Source organism: Andreprevotia chitinilytica DSM 18519, assembly GCF_000711875.1.
Taxonomy (GTDB): domain Bacteria; phylum Pseudomonadota; class Gammaproteobacteria; order Burkholderiales; family Chitinibacteraceae; genus Andreprevotia; species Andreprevotia chitinilytica.
The window spans coordinates 49404-69217 of the sequence record NZ_JONM01000006.1; the positions used below are offsets into that span (position 1 = coordinate 49404).

The 19814-nt window shown below is 62.2% G+C and carries 16 protein-coding genes; 11 read left to right on the plus strand and 5 right to left on the minus strand.

Annotated features, from left to right (window positions below; genetic code table 11):
- Nucleotides 1-48: 48 nt before the first annotated feature.
- From BR41_RS09570 to waaA, 3 genes are all read left to right on the plus strand, one after another.
- Nucleotides 49-1155 (plus strand): YeiH family protein, encoded by a 1107-nt coding sequence (locus BR41_RS09570; protein WP_245615845.1) that lies wholly within the window; start codon nt 49-51, stop codon nt 1153-1155.
- A gap of 170 nt (nt 1156-1325) precedes the next feature.
- The gene (gene waaC / locus BR41_RS09575) at nt 1326-2285 is read left to right on the plus strand and encodes a lipopolysaccharide heptosyltransferase I (RefSeq protein ID WP_035055966.1); all 960 of its coding nucleotides are present in this window, start codon (nt 1326-1328) and stop codon (nt 2283-2285) included.
- Nucleotides 2282-3568, plus strand: coding sequence for a lipid IV(A) 3-deoxy-D-manno-octulosonic acid transferase (gene waaA, locus BR41_RS09580; RefSeq protein ID WP_035055713.1), 1287 nt, complete (start codon nt 2282-2284; stop codon nt 3566-3568). The genes waaC and waaA overlap by 4 nt, the downstream gene beginning before the upstream one ends.
- A gap of 95 nt (nt 3569-3663) precedes the next feature.
- Here waaA and BR41_RS09585 read toward each other — a convergent pair whose 3' ends face one another.
- Both BR41_RS09585 and BR41_RS09590 read right to left on the minus strand, forming a co-directional pair.
- Complete coding sequence (locus tag BR41_RS09585; RefSeq protein WP_035055715.1) at nt 3664-4524, minus strand: DMT family transporter; 861 nt, start codon at nt 4522-4524, stop codon at nt 3664-3666.
- A gap of 172 nt (nt 4525-4696) precedes the next feature.
- On the minus strand, nt 4697-5914 hold the full coding sequence (locus tag BR41_RS09590; protein WP_035055716.1) for an HD-GYP domain-containing protein: 1218 nt from the start codon (nt 5912-5914) through the stop codon (nt 4697-4699).
- 121 nt (nt 5915-6035) lie between these two features.
- On the opposite strand from BR41_RS09590, the gene BR41_RS22850 reads away from it, so the two are divergent.
- From BR41_RS22850 to BR41_RS09625, 7 genes are all read left to right on the plus strand, one after another.
- Complete coding sequence (locus tag BR41_RS22850) at nt 6036-8675, plus strand: putative bifunctional diguanylate cyclase/phosphodiesterase (RefSeq protein ID WP_051710597.1); 2640 nt, start codon at nt 6036-6038, stop codon at nt 8673-8675.
- A 230-nt stretch (nt 8676-8905) separates the two neighbouring features.
- Nucleotides 8906-9277 (plus strand): 2Fe-2S iron-sulfur cluster-binding protein, encoded by a 372-nt coding sequence (locus BR41_RS09600; protein WP_035055718.1) that lies wholly within the window; start codon nt 8906-8908, stop codon nt 9275-9277.
- A gap of 93 nt (nt 9278-9370) precedes the next feature.
- Nucleotides 9371-10411, plus strand: coding sequence for a sulfate ABC transporter substrate-binding protein (locus BR41_RS09605; RefSeq protein ID WP_051710599.1), 1041 nt, complete (start codon nt 9371-9373; stop codon nt 10409-10411).
- Between the two features lie 250 nt (nt 10412-10661).
- Nucleotides 10662-11300: a peroxiredoxin gene (locus tag BR41_RS09610; RefSeq protein WP_035055720.1), complete on the plus strand. Its 639-nt coding sequence runs from the start codon at nt 10662-10664 to the stop codon at nt 11298-11300.
- 272 nt (nt 11301-11572) lie between these two features.
- Nucleotides 11573-12421 (plus strand): EAL domain-containing protein, encoded by an 849-nt coding sequence (locus BR41_RS09615; RefSeq protein WP_051710601.1) that lies wholly within the window; start codon nt 11573-11575, stop codon nt 12419-12421.
- On the plus strand, nt 12418-12996 hold the full coding sequence (locus BR41_RS09620) for an RBBP9/YdeN family alpha/beta hydrolase (protein WP_211251710.1): 579 nt from the start codon (nt 12418-12420) through the stop codon (nt 12994-12996). The genes BR41_RS09615 and BR41_RS09620 overlap by 4 nt, the downstream gene beginning before the upstream one ends.
- 531 nt (nt 12997-13527) lie before the next feature.
- Nucleotides 13528-15246 (plus strand): ArnT family glycosyltransferase, encoded by a 1719-nt coding sequence (locus tag BR41_RS09625; RefSeq protein ID WP_051710603.1) that lies wholly within the window; start codon nt 13528-13530, stop codon nt 15244-15246.
- Nucleotides 15247-15290: 44 nt separating this feature from the next.
- On the opposite strand, the gene BR41_RS09630 is transcribed toward BR41_RS09625, so the two are convergent.
- Nucleotides 15291-16031, minus strand: coding sequence for a hypothetical protein (locus BR41_RS09630; protein WP_035055722.1), 741 nt, complete (start codon nt 16029-16031; stop codon nt 15291-15293).
- Nucleotides 16032-16154: 123 nt separating this feature from the next.
- Here BR41_RS09630 and BR41_RS09635 point away from each other — a divergent pair, with 123 nt between their 5' ends.
- Nucleotides 16155-16937 carry a hypothetical protein gene (locus BR41_RS09635; protein WP_051710606.1) on the plus strand — a complete coding sequence of 261 codons (783 nt, stop codon included), beginning with the start codon at nt 16155-16157 and terminating at the stop codon, nt 16935-16937.
- Between the two features lie 71 nt (nt 16938-17008).
- On the opposite strand, the gene BR41_RS09640 is transcribed toward BR41_RS09635, so the two are convergent.
- Together BR41_RS09640 and BR41_RS09645 are read right to left on the minus strand one after the other, a co-directional pair.
- Nucleotides 17009-18619, minus strand: coding sequence for a methyl-accepting chemotaxis protein (locus tag BR41_RS09640; RefSeq protein ID WP_035055724.1), 1611 nt, complete (start codon nt 18617-18619; stop codon nt 17009-17011).
- 139 nt (nt 18620-18758) lie between these two features.
- Nucleotides 18759-19793: an FUSC family protein gene (locus BR41_RS09645; protein WP_035055726.1), complete on the minus strand. Its 1035-nt coding sequence runs from the start codon at nt 19791-19793 to the stop codon at nt 18759-18761.
- Between the last annotated feature and the right edge of the window lie 21 nt (nt 19794-19814).

The following is a 19814-nucleotide window of genomic DNA, read 5'->3' on the forward strand; positions in this document are numbered from 1 at the left end:
TGTCTGCGTACAGTTGGACTCATTGCAAAACAGCGCAGAGAGGTACGCATGATGAGCACGCAAAGCACCACCCTTGTCGCCCCGGCGACCCCACGCCATGCCGGCGCATCCGCTGGCTGGACGAAGCTGCTGCCCGGCTTGGGCCTGAGCGCCGCCGTGGCCGTCGTTAGCATCGAACTAGGCAAGATTGGCTGGCTGGCCGAACACGGTTTGAGCGCGCTGACCGTGGCGATTGTGCTTGGCATGCTGCTCGGCAATACGCTCTACCGGTATTGCGCGCCGGGCTGTAGCGCCGGCGTGGTGTTCTCCAAGCAAACCCTGCTGCGGGCCGGGATCATCTTGTATGGCCTGCGCCTGACCTTGCAGGACATCGGTCAGGTGGGCATCGCCGGATTGGTGATCGACGCACTGGTACTGTCTTCCACCTTCGGGCTGGCGTGGTTGCTGGGCACGCGGCTATTCAAGCTGGACCGCGCCACCGCCATGCTGATTGGCGCAGGGAGCTCGATCTGTGGCGCGGCGGCAGTGATGGCGACCGAGCCGGTGTTGCGGGCGCGTGCCGAGCAAGTGACGGTGGCGGTGTCCACGGTGGTGGTGTTCGGCTCACTGGCGATCTTTCTCTATCCGGTACTGTTTGCGCTGAATCAGCACTGGGGCGTGCTGCCAGTCGATGCGCGGACGTTTGGTATCTACGCCGGTTCCACCATTCACGAGGTGGCCCAAGTGGTTGCTGCGGCACGCTCGGTCAGCGTGGAAGCCGCCAACACCGCCGTGATCGCCAAGATGGTGCGGGTGATGATGCTGGCGCCGTTCCTGATCGGTCTGTCGGCCTGGCTGGCGCGGGATACGTCGATCAAGCAAGGCCACACCAGCAAGCGCAAAGCCAAGCTGGCCGTACCTTGGTTTGCCTTCGGGTTCGTCGCCGTGGTGGTCGCCAACTCGCTGGTGTCACTGCCGCAGAGCGTTGTGAGCACCGCCAATAACCTCGATACCTTGCTGCTGGCAATGGCGATGGCTGCACTGGGTTTGACCACGCACCTGTCGGCGATTCGGCATGCGGGCATCAAGCCGCTGTTGCTGGGGGCGCTGCTGTTTGGCTGGTTGATTGCGGGTGGGGCGATGATCAATGGGGTGGTGGGGATGTGGCTGCAGTAGGCGCGTGCCCGCGACATATCCCCTCTCCCCCTGCCCCTCTCCCATAAATGTGAGAGGGGAGTAAGTACCATCCCTACAAGCCCCATCTATCACCTGCAGATCGTCGGTTTACACGTTAGATACCCACTCGGCGCGTTTCCAGGTGGCTTCTTACAAGTACAATGCCGGCCATGCCGAAATTGCTGCTCGTTCGCCTGTCGTCCATGGGCGATGTCATTCATACCCTGCCCGCCGTGACCGATCTGGCCCGTGCCCGGCCGGACTGGACCGTCGATTGGGTGGTCGAGGAAGGCTTCGCCGAGCTGCCGCGCTTGCATCCGGTGGTCGGCAATGTCGTGCCATTCGCGCTGCGCCGCTGGCGCAAGAAACTGCTGTCTGCCGACACACGGCGCGAGTTCTGCGGTTTTCGCAAGCAGCTGAAGTCAGTCGGTTACGACCGTGTGCTCGATGCCCAGGGGCTGATCAAGAGTGCCATCGTCGGTCGTCTTGCTCAAGGCCCGCTTGCTGGCTACGACCGCAAGAACGCCCGTGAGCCGTTGGCGAGTTGTCTCTACCGGGATCGCTACCCGGTCAATTTCAATCAGCACGCGGTATTGCGCGGACGGGCGCTGATGGCGGCGGCATTCGATTACCCCGTCAGTGGCCCGGTCGATTACGGTCTGAGCGTGCCGCCGACCGACCTGCCGTGGCTGCCCGCCAAGCCCTACGCCGTATTGCTCACCGCCACCAGCCGCGCCGACAAGGAATGGGCCGAGCCGAACTGGATCGTCTTGGGTGAACGCTTCGCCACCGAAGGTCTGGCTTGCGTGTTGCCGTGGGGCAGTGCATCTGAACGTGAACGTGCCGAGCGGCTGGCGGCGGCGATTCCCGGTGCGGTCGTCGCACCGAAACTCTCGCTGACTCATGCGGCCGCGCTACTGTCTGGCAGCCGCATTGTCGTTGGCGTCGATACCGGTCTCGCCCACCTTGCCGCTGCCGTCGCCGCCCCAGTGGTGGCGATCTTTTGCGCCTCCAATCCGGACATGACCGGCGTGCTGGCCGATACCTACGCCGTCAATCTGGGCTGCGATGGCGCTGCGCCGGATGTCGATACGGTCTGGCAAGCAGCGCAAGCAGGCCGGCGCCCGTGATCCGCGTCTTCTATTCGTTGTTGCTGTACCTGCTCACCCCGGTGATTGCGCTGTATTTGCTGCGTCGTTCGCGCCGCCAGCCGGAGTACCGCCAGCACTGGCGTGAGCGCTGGATGCTGTATGGACGGGGGCCAGTGTCCGCCACGCAACCCATTTGGCTGCACGCGGTATCGGTCGGCGAAATGCGCGCTGCCGTGCCTTTGGTGAAGGCGCTGCAGGCCCGCTATCCAGATCGTCGGCTATTGCTCACCTGCATGACCCCCACCGGCCGGGCCACAGCACGCGACCTGTACGGCGACACCGCTGATATCCACTATCTGCCATATGACTATCCCTGCGCCGTGGCCCGCTTTCTCCAGCGCTATCGGCCTGCCATCGGCTTGTTCGTCGATACCGAGGTCTGGCCCAACCTGCTCGCGACCTGCCAGCGGCGGGGCATTCCCGTTTGGCTGGTCAACGCACGGTTGTCAGAGAAATCGGCGCGGGGATATCACCGTATCGGCTGGCTCGCCAAGCCGGCATTTGCCCGCTTCACCGGCGTGCTGGCGCAAAGCCCGTCCGATGCCGAACGCTTGACCGCGCTGAACGCGCATAACGTGCAAGTGAGCGGCAACATCAAGTTCGACAACCTGCCCGATGCCGCGCAAGTGGAAAAAGGCCGACATTGGCGCACCTTGTTCGGCGACCGACCTGTGCTGTTGCTGGCATCTAGCCGCGATGGCGAAGAAGCCTTGTTCACACAGGCGCTGCGTGCTGCTGGCTGGTCGACCGATGCCTTATTGATCGTCGTGCCGCGTCATCCGCAACGGTTTGACGAAGCCGCTGCCTTGCTCAATGCCGCCGGCTGGCAAACGCAACGCCGCAGCCAGTGGGACGAAACACCGCTATCGCCAGCGGTGCAAGTGCTGGTCGGCGACAGCATGGGCGAGATGCACGCGTGGTTTGCCGCTTGTGATGTGGCGGTGATTGGCGGGTCGCTGTTGCCATTCGGTAGCCAGAACCTGATCGAAGCCTGCGCGATCGGTGCGCCGGTATTGCTTGGGCCATCCACTTTCAACTTTGCGCAATCCGCGGCCGAGGCGGTGGCAGCAGGGGCCGCGTTCCAGTTGGCGGATGCTGCAATCGTTGCAGAAGAAGCCGTGGCGCTGCTTGCCGATCCGGCCAGTTGCAAAACGATGGGGGCGGCCGGGCAGACGTTTGCAGCGGTGCACCGTGGCGCAACTGTGCGGATGATGACGGCGCTGGGCGCGAGCTTGCCAGCGATCGAATCAAAGATCCCGTAGCCCGGACGGCTTTGCCGGCCGGGGTGGCGATGCTGATGAGGAGCATGCCCTTGGCTTGGTTCACCATCGTCCCCCGGCCGGCAAAGCCGTCCGGGCTACGGGGCGGCTCGCGGCCCGAACTGGTGGCAGACCAGCCCGCCCACAATCAACACCGTCCCCGCCAACATCTGCACCGACACGTGCTCGGCATTCAGCGCGTGGCCCAGCCACAGTGCCGCGGCGGGGCTGACCAGCGAGAGCACGGCGACCTGCGCCGGCCGGCATTCGCGGATCATCCAGTAATACAGGCTGAAGCCAATGGCTGAGCCGATCAGCGCCAGCCAACCCACCGCGCCAATGGCTCGCCACGGCATGTCTGCCGGCAACGGCGCACCGTTCAGCAACCAGAATGTGCCGGTGACCACTCCACAGACCGCCAGCGCGCCGGTATTGACCGCCATGGCCGAGAGCTCCTGCGCGGCGATCTTCAAGCGTACTGCGGTGGCGGATTGGATGAACACGGCCAGCAATGTGACCAACAGCCCGACGAGGCCGGCATCCAGATGGTTGGAGAACAATACCGCTAGTCCGACGAGCCCGAGCAGCATGCCGACCAGTTCGCGCCCGGCCAGTCGCTCGCCGAGCCAAAGCCGGGCAAATAACGCGGTCGAGAACGGGATCAGCCCGAAGATCACCGCGATCATGCCAGACGACACGGAGCGCGATGCCCAGTAGGTGCACAGCATTGATGCCGCTACGCCGCAGCCGCCAATCAGATAGGCCCGGCAAGCCGCCGGGCGCAGCGACAGGTTGCGGCCGGTCAGCCGTAGAAGCAGCCACGCCGCCAGTGTGGCAAACAGGAAGCGGCCGAACAGTGCGGCGCTGACTGCGAGCCCATGCACGCTCCAGTTGATGGCAAGCGCCGTGGTGGACCACACCCCGACCAGAGCGAGGGCGGCGAGCAGGTGTTGCGGCATGGGGGAGGTGGGCTGGATGGTGGAGGGGGGATTGTAGGGCTGGTGCTTCGGTGCGCAACGGATTTTGTTCCCTCGCCCTCGCGTGCAAGGCTTTAGCCTTGCTCAGCTTATTAGTGGGAGAGGGTGTTCGAATAAGAACGCTGCATCTTGCACGACCCTCACCCCTCACCCCTCACCCCGCCCGCAAATACCGCGCCACATCAATCCCGAACTTCTCCGGCGCTTCAAACCCGGCAATCTTGTCGCCGCCGCGCTTCGCCTCATGCGCCATGTCGAGCTCTTCAGGCGGGATGAAGGCGTTGGATTTGGTCGAGAACACCAGCAGCACATGCGGCGTGAGCGCGCTGTCGCTGTGCTGGTCGGTCACGATGCCAAGCCGGCCCGATTCCAGCCGCACCACGGTGCCGACCGGGTAGATGCCCAGCATGCGGATGAAGTGTTGCACCAGCGTCGGGTTGAAGTGATGCGGGCTCCATTCCCAGAGTTTGCGCAGCACTTGTGGTGCGGGCAGGCCCTTGTGATAGCACCGGTCAGAGGTGATCGCGTCGTAGACGTCGACGATGGCGGCCATTTGCGCCATCTGGCTGATGTCGTTGCCCTTGAAGTGATGCGGGTAGCCGCTGCCGTCCATGCGTTCGTGGTGGTTGAGGGCGATGTCGAGCGCGACGGCATCGACGCCGGCCATGCTCGATAGCAGCTTCCAGCCTTGCAGCGGATGGTTGCGCATCACGGTGAATTCGTCGTCGGTGAGTTTGCCGGGTTTGTTGAGAATCTCGTCGGGCACCAGGATCTTGCCGGTGTCGTGCAGCAAGCCGCCCACGCCGCCTTGCCGTGTCAGCGCGGGCGATAGCCCCAGACTCTTGCCGAAGGTAATCATCAGCGTGCCGACCGCCACCGAGTGCAGGAAGGTGTATTCATCCTTGTTCTTGATGCTGATCAGGCCGGTCATTGCGCCGGCATTGCGCTCGATCGATTCGGCGATGGCATCGGCGACTTCTTCGACCTGCGCCACCTCGACGGCTCGGCCCAGCCGCGCATCCTGCATCACCTGCCGCACGAGGGTGCAGGCTTGTTGATGGATATGGGTGGCGCGGGCCGTTTCCTCCCGCGCGGTGATCTTGAGGGTGGGGGCTGGCTTGGCGAGTGCGGCGAGCAAGGAGGATTCGAGTTCGGCTTCCACTTCGGCGGCGGTTGGCGCATCCGGCACGTCTAGCCCACGGCTGGTGTCGATGTAGACCGACGGCGCGCCGGTATCGATGACGCGCTTCAGATCGGCGTCGTTTTCCAGCAAGAAGTGATTGCGTACAAAGGGATGATCGAACCAGGCGAGGTTGAGGTCATGGATGTACATGCCCGGCTTGAGCTGGTTGATAAGAATTTTCTTGATCACAATGGAGCAGCCCGCCGTTATCGCATACTGTATGGGTCATTTTAGAAGGCGCTTGCCGGCATGCAGCCGGCCACTGCTGCCACCGGTCGGACACCACCCTTTACCGAATCCAGATTTGCTCATGCCCGCTGTTTCACAAAGCCTGTTCGACCCCCATACCCGCAGCCAGTGGCGTCGTCTCTGGCTGCTTGGCCTGCTGTTGTGCTGCGGCGCGGCCGGCCTGCTGGTCTGGGAGGCCGAACATGATCTGGCCTTGAGCGAAGTGCAATACCAGCGCCGCATCCAGAATGCCGCGAGCATGATCGGTGCGCAGTTCGATCAGTACTTGTTGAATGCCCGCGCCAGCGTGGAATCGATCACCGCCGAACTGGCCGGGCGTGCCAATACCGCGCGGGTGGATACCGGCGACTATCTTGAGGTGCTGCGTAGCGCCGCTCGCTATGACACCCGGCCAGGCGGGCTCTTCGTTTACGACGGCGCTCAGATGTTGCTGGTGGATCAGGATGGCCGACTGGATAGCGACCCGCGTGCACAAGCGCGATTGATCGGGGCGCTACGGCGGGAGGAGGGCAACGGCGAGCCCGGCTTGCCGCTGCAGTTGCGTCCGGGTGCGCCCTACCAGCTGCCGGTCTTCCGGCGTCTGGGGCTGCACAACGGTCAGCAATTGACGGTGGGCATGCTGCTGAGCAACCAGCCGTTCGAGCAGCTGTACAACAACATCGTGCGCTCGTCGGGGCTGACGTTCGGCCTGATCCGCGCCGATGGCCGCTTGCTGATGTGCGTGCCCGATATGGACAGCAAGCAGCTTGGTCAGCGAGTCAATATGCGGTTGGATGCCAGCGGGGTGATGGCGACCGTACCCTGCGGCGTGTTGTCGAACCAGCACGACGACGCCAGCCTCTTCGTCGCCCGGCCATCGCTCGCCGGTTTGCCGGTCATGAGTTTCTACGGCGTGGATCGTGGCGCTTATCGCGGCGCCTGGGAGCAGCGCGTGCGCTGGCGGATCGTGGCGTCGTCGATCCTTGGCCTCGTGATCGTGATGTTCGCCTGGTATCTGCGCCGCTTCGTACGCCAGCTGGTCGAGCAACGCCGCTTCTACCGGCAGATGTTCCTGACCGTGAACGACGGCATCCTGCTGATGCACGAGGGGGTGGTGATCGATGCCAACGAGGCGGCTTGCCAGCTGTTCGGCGTGTCGCTGCAGAGCGAGCTGGCCGGGCGCACCATTGCCGATCTCTCGCCGCCGCAGCAAACGGATGGGCAGCCGTCCGGCGAACACGGCGAGGAGCTGCTGGATGCCGCCGCTGCTGGCCGGCTCGATGGCTTCAACTGGCAACTGCGCCGGCTGGATAACGGCCAGCCGTTCGATAGCGAGATTCGCCTGACGGTCTTCGTGCGGGAGGAAAGCCGCGATCTGCTGGTGGTGGTGCGCGATGTATCCGAGGAAAAGCGCTACCTCGCCCAGCAGGAATACCTCGCCAATCACGACGCGTTGACCGGCCTGCCGAACCGTTACTGGATGGGCCGGCAGGTGGACGAATTGATCCGCACCCGTCCTGCCAATGCGCTGGCGATCCTGGTGCTGGATTTGAACCGGTTCAAGGAAATCAACGACACGCTCGGCCACGAAGTCGGCGATGACGTATTGCAGCTGCAAGGCAAGCGGTTGGCCGGCTGGGTGGCGCAGCACGGCGCGGATGCGGTGCGATTGGGCGGCGACGAGTTGGCGGTGGTGCTGCCGTTCAACGGCGATTTCGGCGTGCTCGACCGCCTGAGTGGCGAGATTGCGACCCTGATCAGCACGCCGCTACACGTTGACGAATTCGCGCTGGAATTGACCGCGAGTATCGGCGTGGCCATTTATCCGCAGCACGGCAAGGATGCGATCTCGCTCGCCCGCTGTGCCGACATCGCCATGTATCAGGCCAAGCACGGCCGCAACAGCGTCTGTATCTATCAGCCGGGGCTGGATCGTTTCACGCCGGAGCGATTGGCGCTGCATGGCGAGCTGGCCAAGGCAATCCGCGAGAATGGCTTGAGCCTCGCCTACCAACCCAAGGTCGGGGTGGAGGGCGGCCGTCTGGCTGGCTGTGAAGCCCTGCTGCGCTGGAAGCACCCCGAGCGCGGCATGCTCGCGCCGGTCGAATTCATCCCGCTGGCCGAGAACACCGAACTGATCCGGCCGCTGACCGCCTGGGTGATCGACGAAGCACTGGCGCAAGTACGGCGCTGGTTGAATGTCGGGCTGACCGTGCCGGTGGCCGTCAACATCAGCCCGCGCAATCTGCTGGATGCCGATCTGGTCAGCCTGATCGTCGATAGCCTGCGCCGCCACGACGTGCCGGCGGCGCTGCTGGAACTGGAAGTGACCGAATCGGCGCTGCTGGAAGACCCGGAGAAGGCATTGGCCCGGCTCACGCGCATCCACGGCCTGGGCGTGACCTTGGCGATTGACGACTTCGGCACCGGCTATTCGTCGCTGGCCTATCTAAAGCGCTTGCCGGTGCAGGTGCTCAAGATCGACCGCACCTTCGTCGCACCGATGACCTCTAGCCAGCCAGACACGCTCATCGTGCAATCGACCATCGGCCTCGCGCACAGCTTCGGCCTACGCGTGGTGGCCGAAGGCGTAGAGGATGGGGCAACGCTCAACGCCCTGGCCGCGCTGGGGTGTGATCTGGTGCAGGGCTATTTCATCTCGCGGCCCCAGCCACCGGCAGAGCTGGAACATTGGTTGCGGGAGCGGTTGGCGGTGGTTTGATGGCGCTTATGTAGCCCGGACGCATTCTGCGGCCGGGGTTTCCGCCACGTGAGCCATTGCCGCCCCGGCCGCAAAAAACGCGTCCGGGCTACGTTCAACCCATCCGACGAATCTTGAGCCACGTAGGTTGGGTTGAGCATAGCGAAGCCCAATATATCGCAGCGTCACCCATGTTGGGCTTCATTTCATTCAACCCAACCTACGGATCACCAAGACTGTCTTTGGAACTTATGGAACCCACCCCCGACCCCGTCACCATCCGCTTTGTCGATGCGGCTGGCGTGCTGGTCACGCAAGCGCTGGCCGAGCGCGGCAGTCGCCTGATCGACCTGGTGCGCGCCCTGACGCGTGACGGCGAACTGGCCTTGTCATGGCGCTGCGCCCAAGGCACCTGTGGCGCGTGTGTCGTCTATCTGGGCAGCGATGGGGATGGCAGCGGCGATGAGGGTGGGCAGGTTGAACTCCCCGCCATCGAACGCAATGTGCTGGTGCGGCGGGAACTGCTGCCGGTGGATGCGCCGAGGTGGCAAATCGATTCGCCGACGCTACCGCGCTTGGCGTGTCATGTCCGCTGCACGGCGGATTTGTTTGTTTATATCTAAAAAGTATAAAATTCTAATTAGATATTATTTATAGTGCATAAGCACTGCTGGCAGACTCCGACTCATTGATCCCAATGCATAACGGAAACCGCCATGTCTGACCGCTCCTCGCCCTACCGCAAATTGTTCTGGAACGGCATTGCCGCCCTTGCCCTGACCGCAGCCGCCTCGTCGACTTGGGCTGCCACGGTTGAGCTGCTCAACGTCTCCTACGATCCGACCCGCGAGTTTTATCAGGACTACAACAAGGCTTTTGCCAAGTACTGGAAGGCCAAGACCGGCGACGATGTGGTGGTCAAGCAATCGCATGGCGGCTCGGGCAAGCAGGCGCGCTCGGTGCTCGATGGCCTGCAGGCCGATGTGGTGACGCTGGCGCTGGCCTATGACATCGACGAGCTCTCGACCAAGGGCAAGCTCTTGGGCGCGGACTGGCAGAAGAAGTACCCGGACAACGCCTCCCCCTATACCTCGACCATTGTGTTCCTGGTGCGCAAGGGCAATCCGAAGGGCATCAAAGACTGGAACGATCTGGTCCGCGCCGACGTAAAGGTGATCACGCCGAACCCGAAGACCTCCGGCGGCGCGCGCTGGAACTTCCTCGCCGCATGGGCATGGGCCAAACACACCTATGGTTCGGACCAGAAAGCGCGTGAATACGTGCAGAAGCTGTATGCCAACGTGCCGGTGCTGGATTCCGGCGCTCGTGGCGCAACCGTGACATTCACCGAGCGCGGTCAGGGCGACGTGCTGCTGGCGTGGGAAAACGAAGCGGTGCTGTCGGTGAAGGAATTCGGCCCGGACAAGTTCGATATCGTCGCCCCGAGCATCTCGATCAAGGCTGAACCGCCGGTCGCCGTGGTCGACAAAGTGGTCGACAAGCGGGGCACCCGCAAGGTGGCCGAAGCCTATCTGCAATATCTATACAGCAGGGAGGGCCAGGAAATCGCCGCGCAAAACTACTACCGCCCGATCGACAAGGACATCTACGCCAAGTACGCCAAGCAGTTCCCGAACGTGAAGCTGTTCGATATCGATGATGTGTTCGGTGGCTGGACCAAGGCGCAAGTGGCTTACTTCAATGACGGCGGGGTGTTCGATCAGTTGCAGGCTGCCATCGCGCTGGCCCGGAAATAACATAGCTGTAAAAGACGCGCGAAAAGTCATCTTCATATAGCCATACTGTGCGGGTGCGTCGCCCGGGTGGGCGATGCCTCGGAACCTGTTTACGATCTTGCTGCGAGGCCCTGATCGGGGCTCATGCGCTGCTCAAAATCCTCATGTACAAAAGTACACTCCGGTTTTTGCGCTGCTCTTCACCCCGCTGAGGGCCTCTCGCGACAGATCGTAAACAGGTTCTCAATACCAACGAACAAGGAGTCACACCATGAGCTTGCGTCTTGGCGATACCGCCCCGGATTTCACCCAGCAATCCTCCGAAGGCGAAATTCGCTTCCATGAATGGGCCGGCGATCACTGGATCGTGCTGTTCTCGCATCCGGCCGATTTCACCCCGGTGTGCACCACCGAACTGGGTTTCACGGCCAAGCTGGCCGACGAGTTCAAGAAGCGCAATGTGAAGCCGCTGGCAGTCAGCGTCGATCCGGTCGATTCCCACCACAAGTGGATTGCCGACATCAACGAAACGCAGAACACCCGCGTCAACTTCCCGATCATTGCCGATGCCGACCGCAAGGTGGCCGAGCTGTACGACATGATCCACCCGAACTCGCTGGCGAACCTGACCGTACGCACGGTGTTCATCATCGATCCGGCCAAGAAGATCCGCACCACGTTTACCTACCCGGCCAGCACCGGTCGCAATTTCAACGAAATCCTGCGCGTGATCGATTCGCTGCAACTGACCGATGGCTACAAGGTGGCAACGCCCGCCAACTGGCAAGACGGCGATGAAGTGGTGATCGTGCCGTCGCTGCAGGACGAAGCCGAAATCGCCCAGCGCTTCCCGAAGGGCTACCGCGCCGTGCGTCCGTATCTGCGTTTGACGCCGCAGCCGAACCGCTGATTGGTTCGACCTGGATCGCTTGAGCGATTCGGGTCGAGGCGGGGAAAAGGCCGGGGCGATGCTCCGGCTTTTTTGTCGCCTTAAATGCGGCTTCTGGGAGCTTTTAGTTCCCTCGCCCACTTGTGGGAGAGGGTTAGGGAGAGGGTGCTTGCAAGGAACGCGACACTTTGCACGACCCTCTCCCCCCACCCCTCTCCCACTGTCCCTGAACAAGGCAAAGCCTTGCACGGGATGTGAGAGGGGAGAAGACCACAACAACAACGAGAGAGAAAATGAGCTTCACGACCGAAGGCCTCGCCGAGAGGCTGCCTCTGCCGGTGCCCTTGCCGACGCTGGAAGACTGGCCCAACGCCGAATTCCACGTCGACCCGGCACGGGGCATTACCGTCAAGGCGCTGGGGCTGAGCCTGTCCAGCGCCTTCCAGCCGATTTTCGACGCACAAGGCCGCGTGGTGGGCGAGGAAGCCTTGCTGCGTGCGTTGACTCGCGGCAAGCCGCTGCCGCCCTTGCAAGCTTTTGCATGCGCAGCCGATCAGCAGCTGGTGGCCTTCGATCGTTTATGCCGCACCTTGCACCTGTTGAATTTCGCGACCTTCCAGCATGCCGCCTTCAAGCAGGATGCCGCGCGGCTGTTCCTGAACGTGCACCCGCAATTGCTGGTGCAGGTGGAATCACGCCACGGCGAGGCGTTCGGGCGGATTCTCGATAGCCTGGCGTGGTCGCCCAGGCAGATCGTGCTGGAGATCACCGAAGACGCCATTCCTGATTCGCGCGTCGGCCAGGTGCGTGCCGCCATCGAGAGCTACCGTGCACGCGGCTATGCCATCGCTATCGATGACTTCGGCTCGCGGCATGCCAATCTCGACCGGCTTTGGGTGTTTGAGCCCGATATCGTCAAGCTCGACCGCGAGCTGATTTTCCAGGCCGAACAGTCGCCACGCCTGCGCCGAGCGCTTCCCAAAGTGGTCGAGCTGCTGCACGAGCTGGAGGCGGAAGTGGTCGTCGAAGGGATTGAAACCGAGGTGCAGCAACAGATTGCGCTGGATGCCGGCGCGGATGCATTGCAAGGCTACCTGCTGGGCGAGCCACGCTTTTTTGGTTCATCTGGAGGAACGCGATGATGGACGTGATCGAACGTTGGCTGAGCGAAGGCAACAGCATCGTGATTGCGCCGGGCTGGCGCGATTCGGGCGATGAGCACTGGCAGACGCGTTGGTGCGCGCAATACCCGCAGTTCGTACGGGTGGCACAGCAAGATTGGGAAGAGCCGCGCGCGGTGGATTGGGTGCGCGGGTTGGAGGCCGCCGTTGCGGGCGCTGCCGGCCACGTCGTCCTCGTGGCGCATAGCCTGGGCTGCGTGACGGCCGGGCACTGGGCCGCGTTGTCCGCGCATCGGCACAAGATCGCTTCGGCGCTGTTGGTTGCACCGGCCGATGTCGCCCGCGAAGACGCTCCGCCCAGTTTCACCAGCTTCCTGCCGCTGCCGATCAACCGCTTGCCCTTCCCGGCGCTGCTGGTGGCCAGCGATAACGACTACGCATGTTCATTCGAGCGGGCGACGATGCTGGCCGAGAGCTGGGGCGGGCAGCTGCATACCATCGAGGGCGCAGGCCACATCAACGTGGAATCCGGCTATGGCGACTGGCCGGAGGGTTTGAAATTGCTTCGCACCTTGCTGCGGCGCTATCCGCGCTGACCCGCTCTCGTACCCCTGATGGATTGCAGACGCGCTATCGAGTGCTGGCTCGGCCTGCCGATTTCCGGGCCGCTGTCTGCGGACTCGCTATGTTTCAGCTAATTCTGCCAACGGGCGTTTGTGTAAAGATTTCGAAATTTTTTCACAAACAAACACAATTGCGTTTGCTGCTTTGATTTAAATTCTCGGTCGAGTCATCAATTTTCTTACAAATGACTGAGTCGGTGTTGAAGGCATCTTCGCCAGTCGATCATCGTGTTTGCCGGTCCGACGCAGCACACAAACTGATCCGACCTGGCCGATTTGCGGCTGCAGGCTTGCTGGTATGTGTCTGTCATATAACGGAAAACCGGATTGCGAGTGCGGGTGAACGCCTGACATTTGCTTGGCGTTGACGCGCTTTGCCTAACTTGTTTGTTACTGAATGTAAATCCCCGAAGAAACCGTCAACAAAACACGGCATCATCACGCCCGTGAGCTTTTTCGATTTCTTAACAAATACGTAGCACTTACTAAAATGATCGTTTTCTTATGAACTCGCCCCGCGAAATCCAGAAGCTGCAAGCGCTATTGCAACAGCAAAGCGCGCTTCAGCTCGGGTTCGGACTCTTGCTGGTCGGCGCGCTCTATTACTTCCTGCCGGGCCTGATTGGCCACGACCCGTGGAAGCAGGATGAAACCTATACCTTCAGCATGATCCTGCACCTGCTGCAGGACGGCGATTGGGTCGTGATGCGGGTGGCTGGCGAGCCCTTCATGGAAAAGCCGCCGCTCTATTACTGGAGCGCGGCGCTGATGGCGCGCCTCTTCGGCGGCTGGTTGCCGCTGCATGATGCGGCCCGGCTGACCAGTGGCTTGTACATGGTGGGTGCATTCGCTGCCGTGGCTACGGCTGTGCGCCACGCATGGGGACGCCACGCTGCACCGGTGTCTTGCCTCGCCTTGGCCGCTTGCCCGGCGCTGATGCTGCACGGGCACGGCATGATCACCGATGTCGCCCAGTTTTTCGGTGCAACCCTCGCGATATGCGGACTGATGCGCCTGCACGAGCCTGCCGTGCGTGGCAGCGTGATGCTGGGCGTTGGCTTGCTGGCAGCGTTTTTGTCCAAGGGCTTGTTGATTCCCGGCGTGCTCGGCGTGACCGGGGTGCTGTTGCCCGTCCTGTCATCGCAATGGCGTACGCGGGCTTATGCCACGCAATGGGCGCGTGCACTACTGATCGCCATCCCGCTGGGCCTGATCTGGCCGACCATGCTGTATCTGCGTGCGCCGGATTTGTTCACCGAATGGTTCTGGCTGAACAACATCGGCCGCTTCCTCGGCTTTGCAGTGCCGGTGCTGGGGGCGGGTACTGAACCCGGTTATTTCTTCAAGTCGATTCCCGGTTTTGCCTTTCCGGTGTTGCCGCTGGCGCTGTGGTCGCTCTGGTTGTGGCGCAAGCGTTGGCATGCGCCGCAGATCCTGGTGCCGGCGTTGTTTGCGCTGGTGTTGTTCGGCACCTTGTCGAGCTCGGCATCCGCACGGGCGCTGTATGCGCTGCCGATCCTCTCGCCGTTGGCGATGCTGGCCTATCCGGCGCTCATCGAGCACTCTGGTCGTGCCGATCGAGTGGTTCGCTACATCAGTCTGGCGTTGTTTGGTGGGTTGGCCGCTTTCGTCATCGGGGTATGGGGGCAGGGGCTCGTGACCGGGCATATGCCGACGTGGGCATGGCTTGCCCGCATGCTGCCGAGCGATTTCAAGCCTGAGTTGCAGCCAGTGGCTGGCGTGGTCGCAGCTGTGGCGATCGGTTTCTGGATCTATGTCGCCAAGGTATCGCGCGATCGTCTGGTTGGTGGTCTGATGTGCTGGACGACCGGGCTGATGCTGTTGTGGACGCTGGCAATGACACTCTGGTTGCCTTGGTTGAACGAGGCCAAGAGCTATCGCCAGGTCATGGAAGGCGTGCGGACCTCGCTGGCGGCCGAGCAAGGCTGCATCACGAGCGTGGGGCTGGGTGAGTCCGAGCGGGCGATGCTGCATTACTTCGGCAACAGGCTGACCGACCGGGTGGAGCTTGGCCACAAGCAGCAGTGCAATTACCTGTTGATCGAAGACTCCGCCAGCACCCCGACTCTGCTGCCGGCCGGCAACTGGCTGCCAATCTGGCGCGGCAATCGCGCTGGCGACAACGACGAACGCTTTCGTCTGTTCGAATCCGGCGAAACGGGCACGGCGTCGTTGATGCATCCGTTGTCACCCAAGGGCTGAGGCCGGGAAAGAAAGAACCGTAGCTGAGCGCTACTGTTCCTGCCTCACGCCTCCGCCGGCCGACGCAAGGCCGAGAATGCGGCAGGCTCCCACTCCCGCATCGCAATCAGCATGCCGGTGCCGCGCCGGAACGATAACGGCACGGCCAGACTATCGCGGTGCAGATCAGCAAACTCCTGCTTCAGCCGACGTAGCTTCTGCCGGAATTGCATCGCGGCAGCGGGCGTCAGCATGCCGTGCAGGAACAACATCGTCTCATCCGCCGCAGCAAAATTCGCATCCAGAAAATCCGGCCGGCCCTTATCCCGGAAAAACCCACGAATCGGCCCATCCGGCAGCCAATCGAAATCACGCGCAACCAGCAGGCGGATGCGATTGCCCGGCATGAGTGCAATCAGCCCGAGTTTGTCGAGGCGCAGCAGCTTTTGTACGCAGACTGTCTCACTCAGCGCATAGACGGTGATGATCTGTTCCACTGCCCAATGGTTGAGCGCACATACCGCCACCAGCAGCAGGTGAATATCTGCCACCAACTCCTGTTCCTGCTCGCCGTTCAAATGGTGCAACGACGGTTCGGCGAGGCTTTCTGCCGCCAGCTCTGCCAAGGTGAGATCAGCCAGCGCTGCCAATTCGCACAGGCGCTGCAGCGACATGTTGCCGGTGGAAAACAGCCGCTTGATGCTGGGCTCGGATAACCCAAGGGCGTCGCCGGCTTGGCGATAGGTCAGCCCGCGTGCCTTGAAACGGCGTTTGAGCGTGGCGAGCAATTGACGTGTTTCATTCATTTCTTGAAGTTGGGTATCAAAATTCGATACCGGTTAGCGTATTCAAGGCCACCAATACAATCAAGGTTTCTCTATCCGATTCTTGTTGGCATGCTTCATGCCATACAAATAAAGGAGCTGCCGATGAAACGCTTGCCGAACTATCTGCCCACCGTGCTGACCGTGGCCATCGCCATCGGGTTGCTGATCTATGGGCCGATTCCACAACTCGCGCACTACCACGAGTTCGCTGACCGCCGGCTCTGGCTCGGTATCCCGAACGCGGCGGATGTGTTGTCCAATACCGGGTTTGCGCTGATCGGGCTATGGGGATTGTGGCGGCTGTGGCCGTTGCGGCACCACCCGGCGCTGGCGGTAGGCTGGCCGGGGTGGTGTCTGTTCCTGGTGTCGTTGATCGCGACAGCCATCGGCTCCAGTTACTACCACCTTGCGCCGGATGATCTGCGTCTGGTCTGGGATCGCCTGCCGATTGCCTTTGCCTGCGCCGGCCTGCTCTCCGCCGTGCATGCGGAAGCGCGTGGCAAGGAGGCCGGGATGACTGCGGTGCTTCTGTCTGTCGCTGCTGTAGCGAGCGTGTTGTGGTGGCAAACCACTGCCGACCTCCGCCCCTACTTGCTGCTGCAGGGGCTGCCGCTGTTGCTGGTGCCACTCTGGCAGGCCGACGCGCCCAGCAAGGATCGCGTCGCCTTTGCCGTCGCGATTGGTCTCTATGTTGCGGCCAAGCTGGCGGAGTTGAGTGACCATCAGCTGTTGCATGTATTGGGTTTCGTCAGCGGGCATACGCTGAAACATCTGCTTGCCGTTGCCGCTGCAGTGGTCATCGTGACTCGGCTCAAGCAACGGGTCATGCCGGCCAGGCAGAATCAACCGGGCTTGGGCTATCCGAAGGCGCATTTGCAGGAGTGAGTGGTTGCAAGATAAAAAAGGGCGGGTCGGGATGAATGTCCCGCCCGCCCTTTGGCGATTTGGCCGCTTGATTACATCTTGAAGCGTGCTGCCGTCGCACGCAGGTCTTGCGCTAGCGTATCCAGCTTTTGCACCGCGCCGTGGGCGGCACTGACGGACATATCCGACTCTTCGACCATCCGCGCAATTTGCTCCACGTTGGTGGCGATGGCGTTGCTGGCCTGACTTTGCTCATGCGTGGCGCTGGCCACTTCGCGAATCTTGCCCAGCGTATCGGCCGCATGGCTGCGAATTTCTCGTAGCGCTTCGGCAGCGCGCTCGGTCAGCGAGACCCCGGTGTTTACCTGCGCGCTCACATCGTTGATCTTGCCGACGGCCAGATTGGTGTCGTTCTGCACCGCCTGAATGGTGCGGGTGATGTCCTGGGTGGCGCTGGCGGTGCGCTCAGCGAGCTTGCGCACTTCATCCGCCACCACCGCAAAGCCGCGCCCTTGCTCGCCGGCACGGGCCGCTTCGATGGCGGCATTCAGCGCCAGCAGATTGGTCTGGTTGGCGATGTCGTTGATGACTGCTGCGATACCGCCAATTTCCTGCGAGCGTTCCACCAGGCTGTGGATCAGCGAGGCCGCTTCGGTGATATCGCTGGAAATGCGCTTGATCTCGCCTGCGGCCTCAACGGCCATGTTTTCACCATCGACTGCCACGGTTGAGGCGCGTTGCGACTGCTCGGCGCTCTCGCCGGCGCTGCCGGAAACATGGCTGATGCTGACGGTCATTTCTTCGATGGCGGCGGCCGTGGACGAGGTCGCCTCCGACGAGCGTCGTGCGCCTTGGCTGATCTGCGTCATCTGCTCCTTGAGCGATGCGGCGGAATCCGCCAGCTGCATGGCGGCGCTGTTGAAGCGGCCGGCCATGTCGCGCAGGCTGGTCTGCATGCGCTGCATGGCGCCAAGCAGGCTGTCCGGCGGCCCGGAGAGCTTGATGGTCTGGGACAGGTCGCCGGCGGCGATATCGTTGGCGATGGATGCCGCGTAGGCTGGCTCGCCACCAAGCTGGCGCAAGATGTTCCGCGCCATTTGCAGGCCCAGCCCGGCCACGACGACCAATACGGCGATGCCGATACCGAGGAACAACACGGCGCGTTCCCAGAACGCTGCATTGATGTCGTCGATAAAGAAGCCCGTGCCGATGACCCATTGCCACGGCTCAAACGACAGCACGCCGTTGAGCTTGGGCAAGTCGACCTTGCCGCCCGGTTTGGAGGTCTGGATTTCCACGATGCCGATGTGACCTTTGGAGAGCGCTTCGGCATAGATCTCTGTGGCGTAGCGGCCGTCAGCGCCCTTGGTGCCTTTGTCGACCTTGCCGACGCGTTCGGTTTTCGGGTGGACGACCAGGATATTGCCGGGCGCACGGGCGAAGAAATAGACATCGCCATCGCGCAGATTCGCCAGCGCATCGGCAGCGCGCGTTTGCGCTTCTTCATGGGTGAGCTTGCCGCTGGTTTCGAGCTGCTGGTAGTGCTTCAGCATGTTCTCGGCTTCAACCAGCAACCGTGTGATCTGGCTCTCGCGTTCCTGCATCATGGTGTGGCGCAGGCTGACGAGCCCCACCGCTGAAATGATCACCATCCCCAGCATGGCCGCCGCGATGATGACCCAGACTCTGGTTGCCAGTTTCATTGTTTTTCCTTGTTGACCAGATGCGCACCCAGCTCCATCGCCGAATGGTGATGTCAGTGTATTACGGCGTAAGCATGGCCGGACATAGACTGAAGCACTAATACTGGGCGAGTTTGGCTCCCGCACGGGGCAGCGTTGCTTACGACCGGTCTTCTTGAATATGGCCGAACAAATGCCGCCGTGCAGCGGTATTGAAGACCATCAGCCCAGCCAGGGCGATGGCTGAGCCAACCAGCACATCCACCAGTCGGATGCGCAGCAAGCTGAGATCGCCGCCATTCGGCAGCCAGGCGATATCAAGCAGGATCATCACCATTGCCGTGATTGCCGCAGCATGTGCCCAATAGTTGCGTGCCATGCCTAGCGGGCGGAGGAAAGCGAATACGAGCACCCAAGCCAGCAGGTGGACAGGTTCATGGCTGAAACGCACCACCAGCCATGCCAGTGGCACACCGACGAGCGTCCCGACGGCGTATTGCAACAGGCGGCGCAGGCTATCCGCGCCGTCCGGGCGCAACACAAACAGCGTCACGGCGGTCAGCCAGGCCGGGCGCTGGAAGCCGAGCACTAACGCGATCCAGAGCGCAGCGGTACACGTCACCATGAAGCACAGCGCATGCAGCCAACCCGCGTTGCGCCCGGCCATGATGCGCAACATGCCCCGTTTCAGCCCGCGATGATCGCCTTCGTTTTTCCAGATCAGGCTGTCGACGCCGACCACGATCTGGCCGATCAGGAAGCCAACCAGCACGTAGGGCAGCAGGGGGAGCGGCAGGCCCGGCGTATAGGCGCATACCAGCAGGATCAGTGCCGCGAGGCGGAAGATGATCTCCAGCGCGGTGTCGTTGCCGTCGGTCCAGCCAATGGCGAAGGTCAACAACGCCAGCAATGGCAGGATCCAGGTAGCGTGATGGCCTAGATACAGCCCGAACGCGCCACAGCCAAAGATCAGTACCGCGCCAGCTAGTTGCGTGGTCAAGCGATAGCGGAAGGTACCGCCGAAATCAACCAGCGTGGCGTACATGCCGCCCAGCGTGGCGAACAGAATCCCGCCCGGTTGATGCAAGGCCAGTGCCAGCAGGGCGGGAATCCCGATCGCGAGCGCCGAACACCATGCCTTGCGCCACGGGTGATCGCCGGGTTTGAGTTCAAGCAGATGGAAGGGCAAGCGCATGGGAGATTGTGTCAGCCTTGA

Coding starts and splice junctions, on each gene's coding strand:
- waaC (WP_035055966.1), top strand. CDS start 1,326: ATGCCGAAATTGCTGCTCGTTCGCCTGTCGTCCATGGGCGATGTCATT.
- BR41_RS09645 (WP_035055726.1), bottom strand. CDS start 19,793: ATGCGCTTGCCCTTCCATCTGCTTGAACTCAAACCCGGCGATCACCCG.
- BR41_RS09615 (WP_051710601.1), top strand. CDS start 11,573: ATGAGCTTCACGACCGAAGGCCTCGCCGAGAGGCTGCCTCTGCCGGTG.
- BR41_RS09605 (WP_051710599.1), top strand. CDS start 9,371: ATGTCTGACCGCTCCTCGCCCTACCGCAAATTGTTCTGGAACGGCATT.
- BR41_RS09635 (WP_051710606.1), top strand. CDS start 16,155: ATGAAACGCTTGCCGAACTATCTGCCCACCGTGCTGACCGTGGCCATC.
- BR41_RS09600 (WP_035055718.1), top strand. CDS start 8,906: ATGGAACCCACCCCCGACCCCGTCACCATCCGCTTTGTCGATGCGGCT.
- BR41_RS09620 (WP_211251710.1), top strand. CDS start 12,418: ATGATGGACGTGATCGAACGTTGGCTGAGCGAAGGCAACAGCATCGTG.
- BR41_RS09630 (WP_035055722.1), bottom strand. CDS start 16,031: ATGAATGAAACACGTCAATTGCTCGCCACGCTCAAACGCCGTTTCAAG.
- BR41_RS09570 (WP_245615845.1), top strand. CDS start 49: ATGATGAGCACGCAAAGCACCACCCTTGTCGCCCCGGCGACCCCACGC.
- BR41_RS22850 (WP_051710597.1), top strand. CDS start 6,036: ATGCCCGCTGTTTCACAAAGCCTGTTCGACCCCCATACCCGCAGCCAG.
- BR41_RS09585 (WP_035055715.1), bottom strand. CDS start 4,524: ATGCCGCAACACCTGCTCGCCGCCCTCGCTCTGGTCGGGGTGTGGTCC.
- BR41_RS09610 (WP_035055720.1), top strand. CDS start 10,662: ATGAGCTTGCGTCTTGGCGATACCGCCCCGGATTTCACCCAGCAATCC.
- BR41_RS09625 (WP_051710603.1), top strand. CDS start 13,528: ATGAACTCGCCCCGCGAAATCCAGAAGCTGCAAGCGCTATTGCAACAG.
- BR41_RS09640 (WP_035055724.1), bottom strand. CDS start 18,619: ATGAAACTGGCAACCAGAGTCTGGGTCATCATCGCGGCGGCCATGCTG.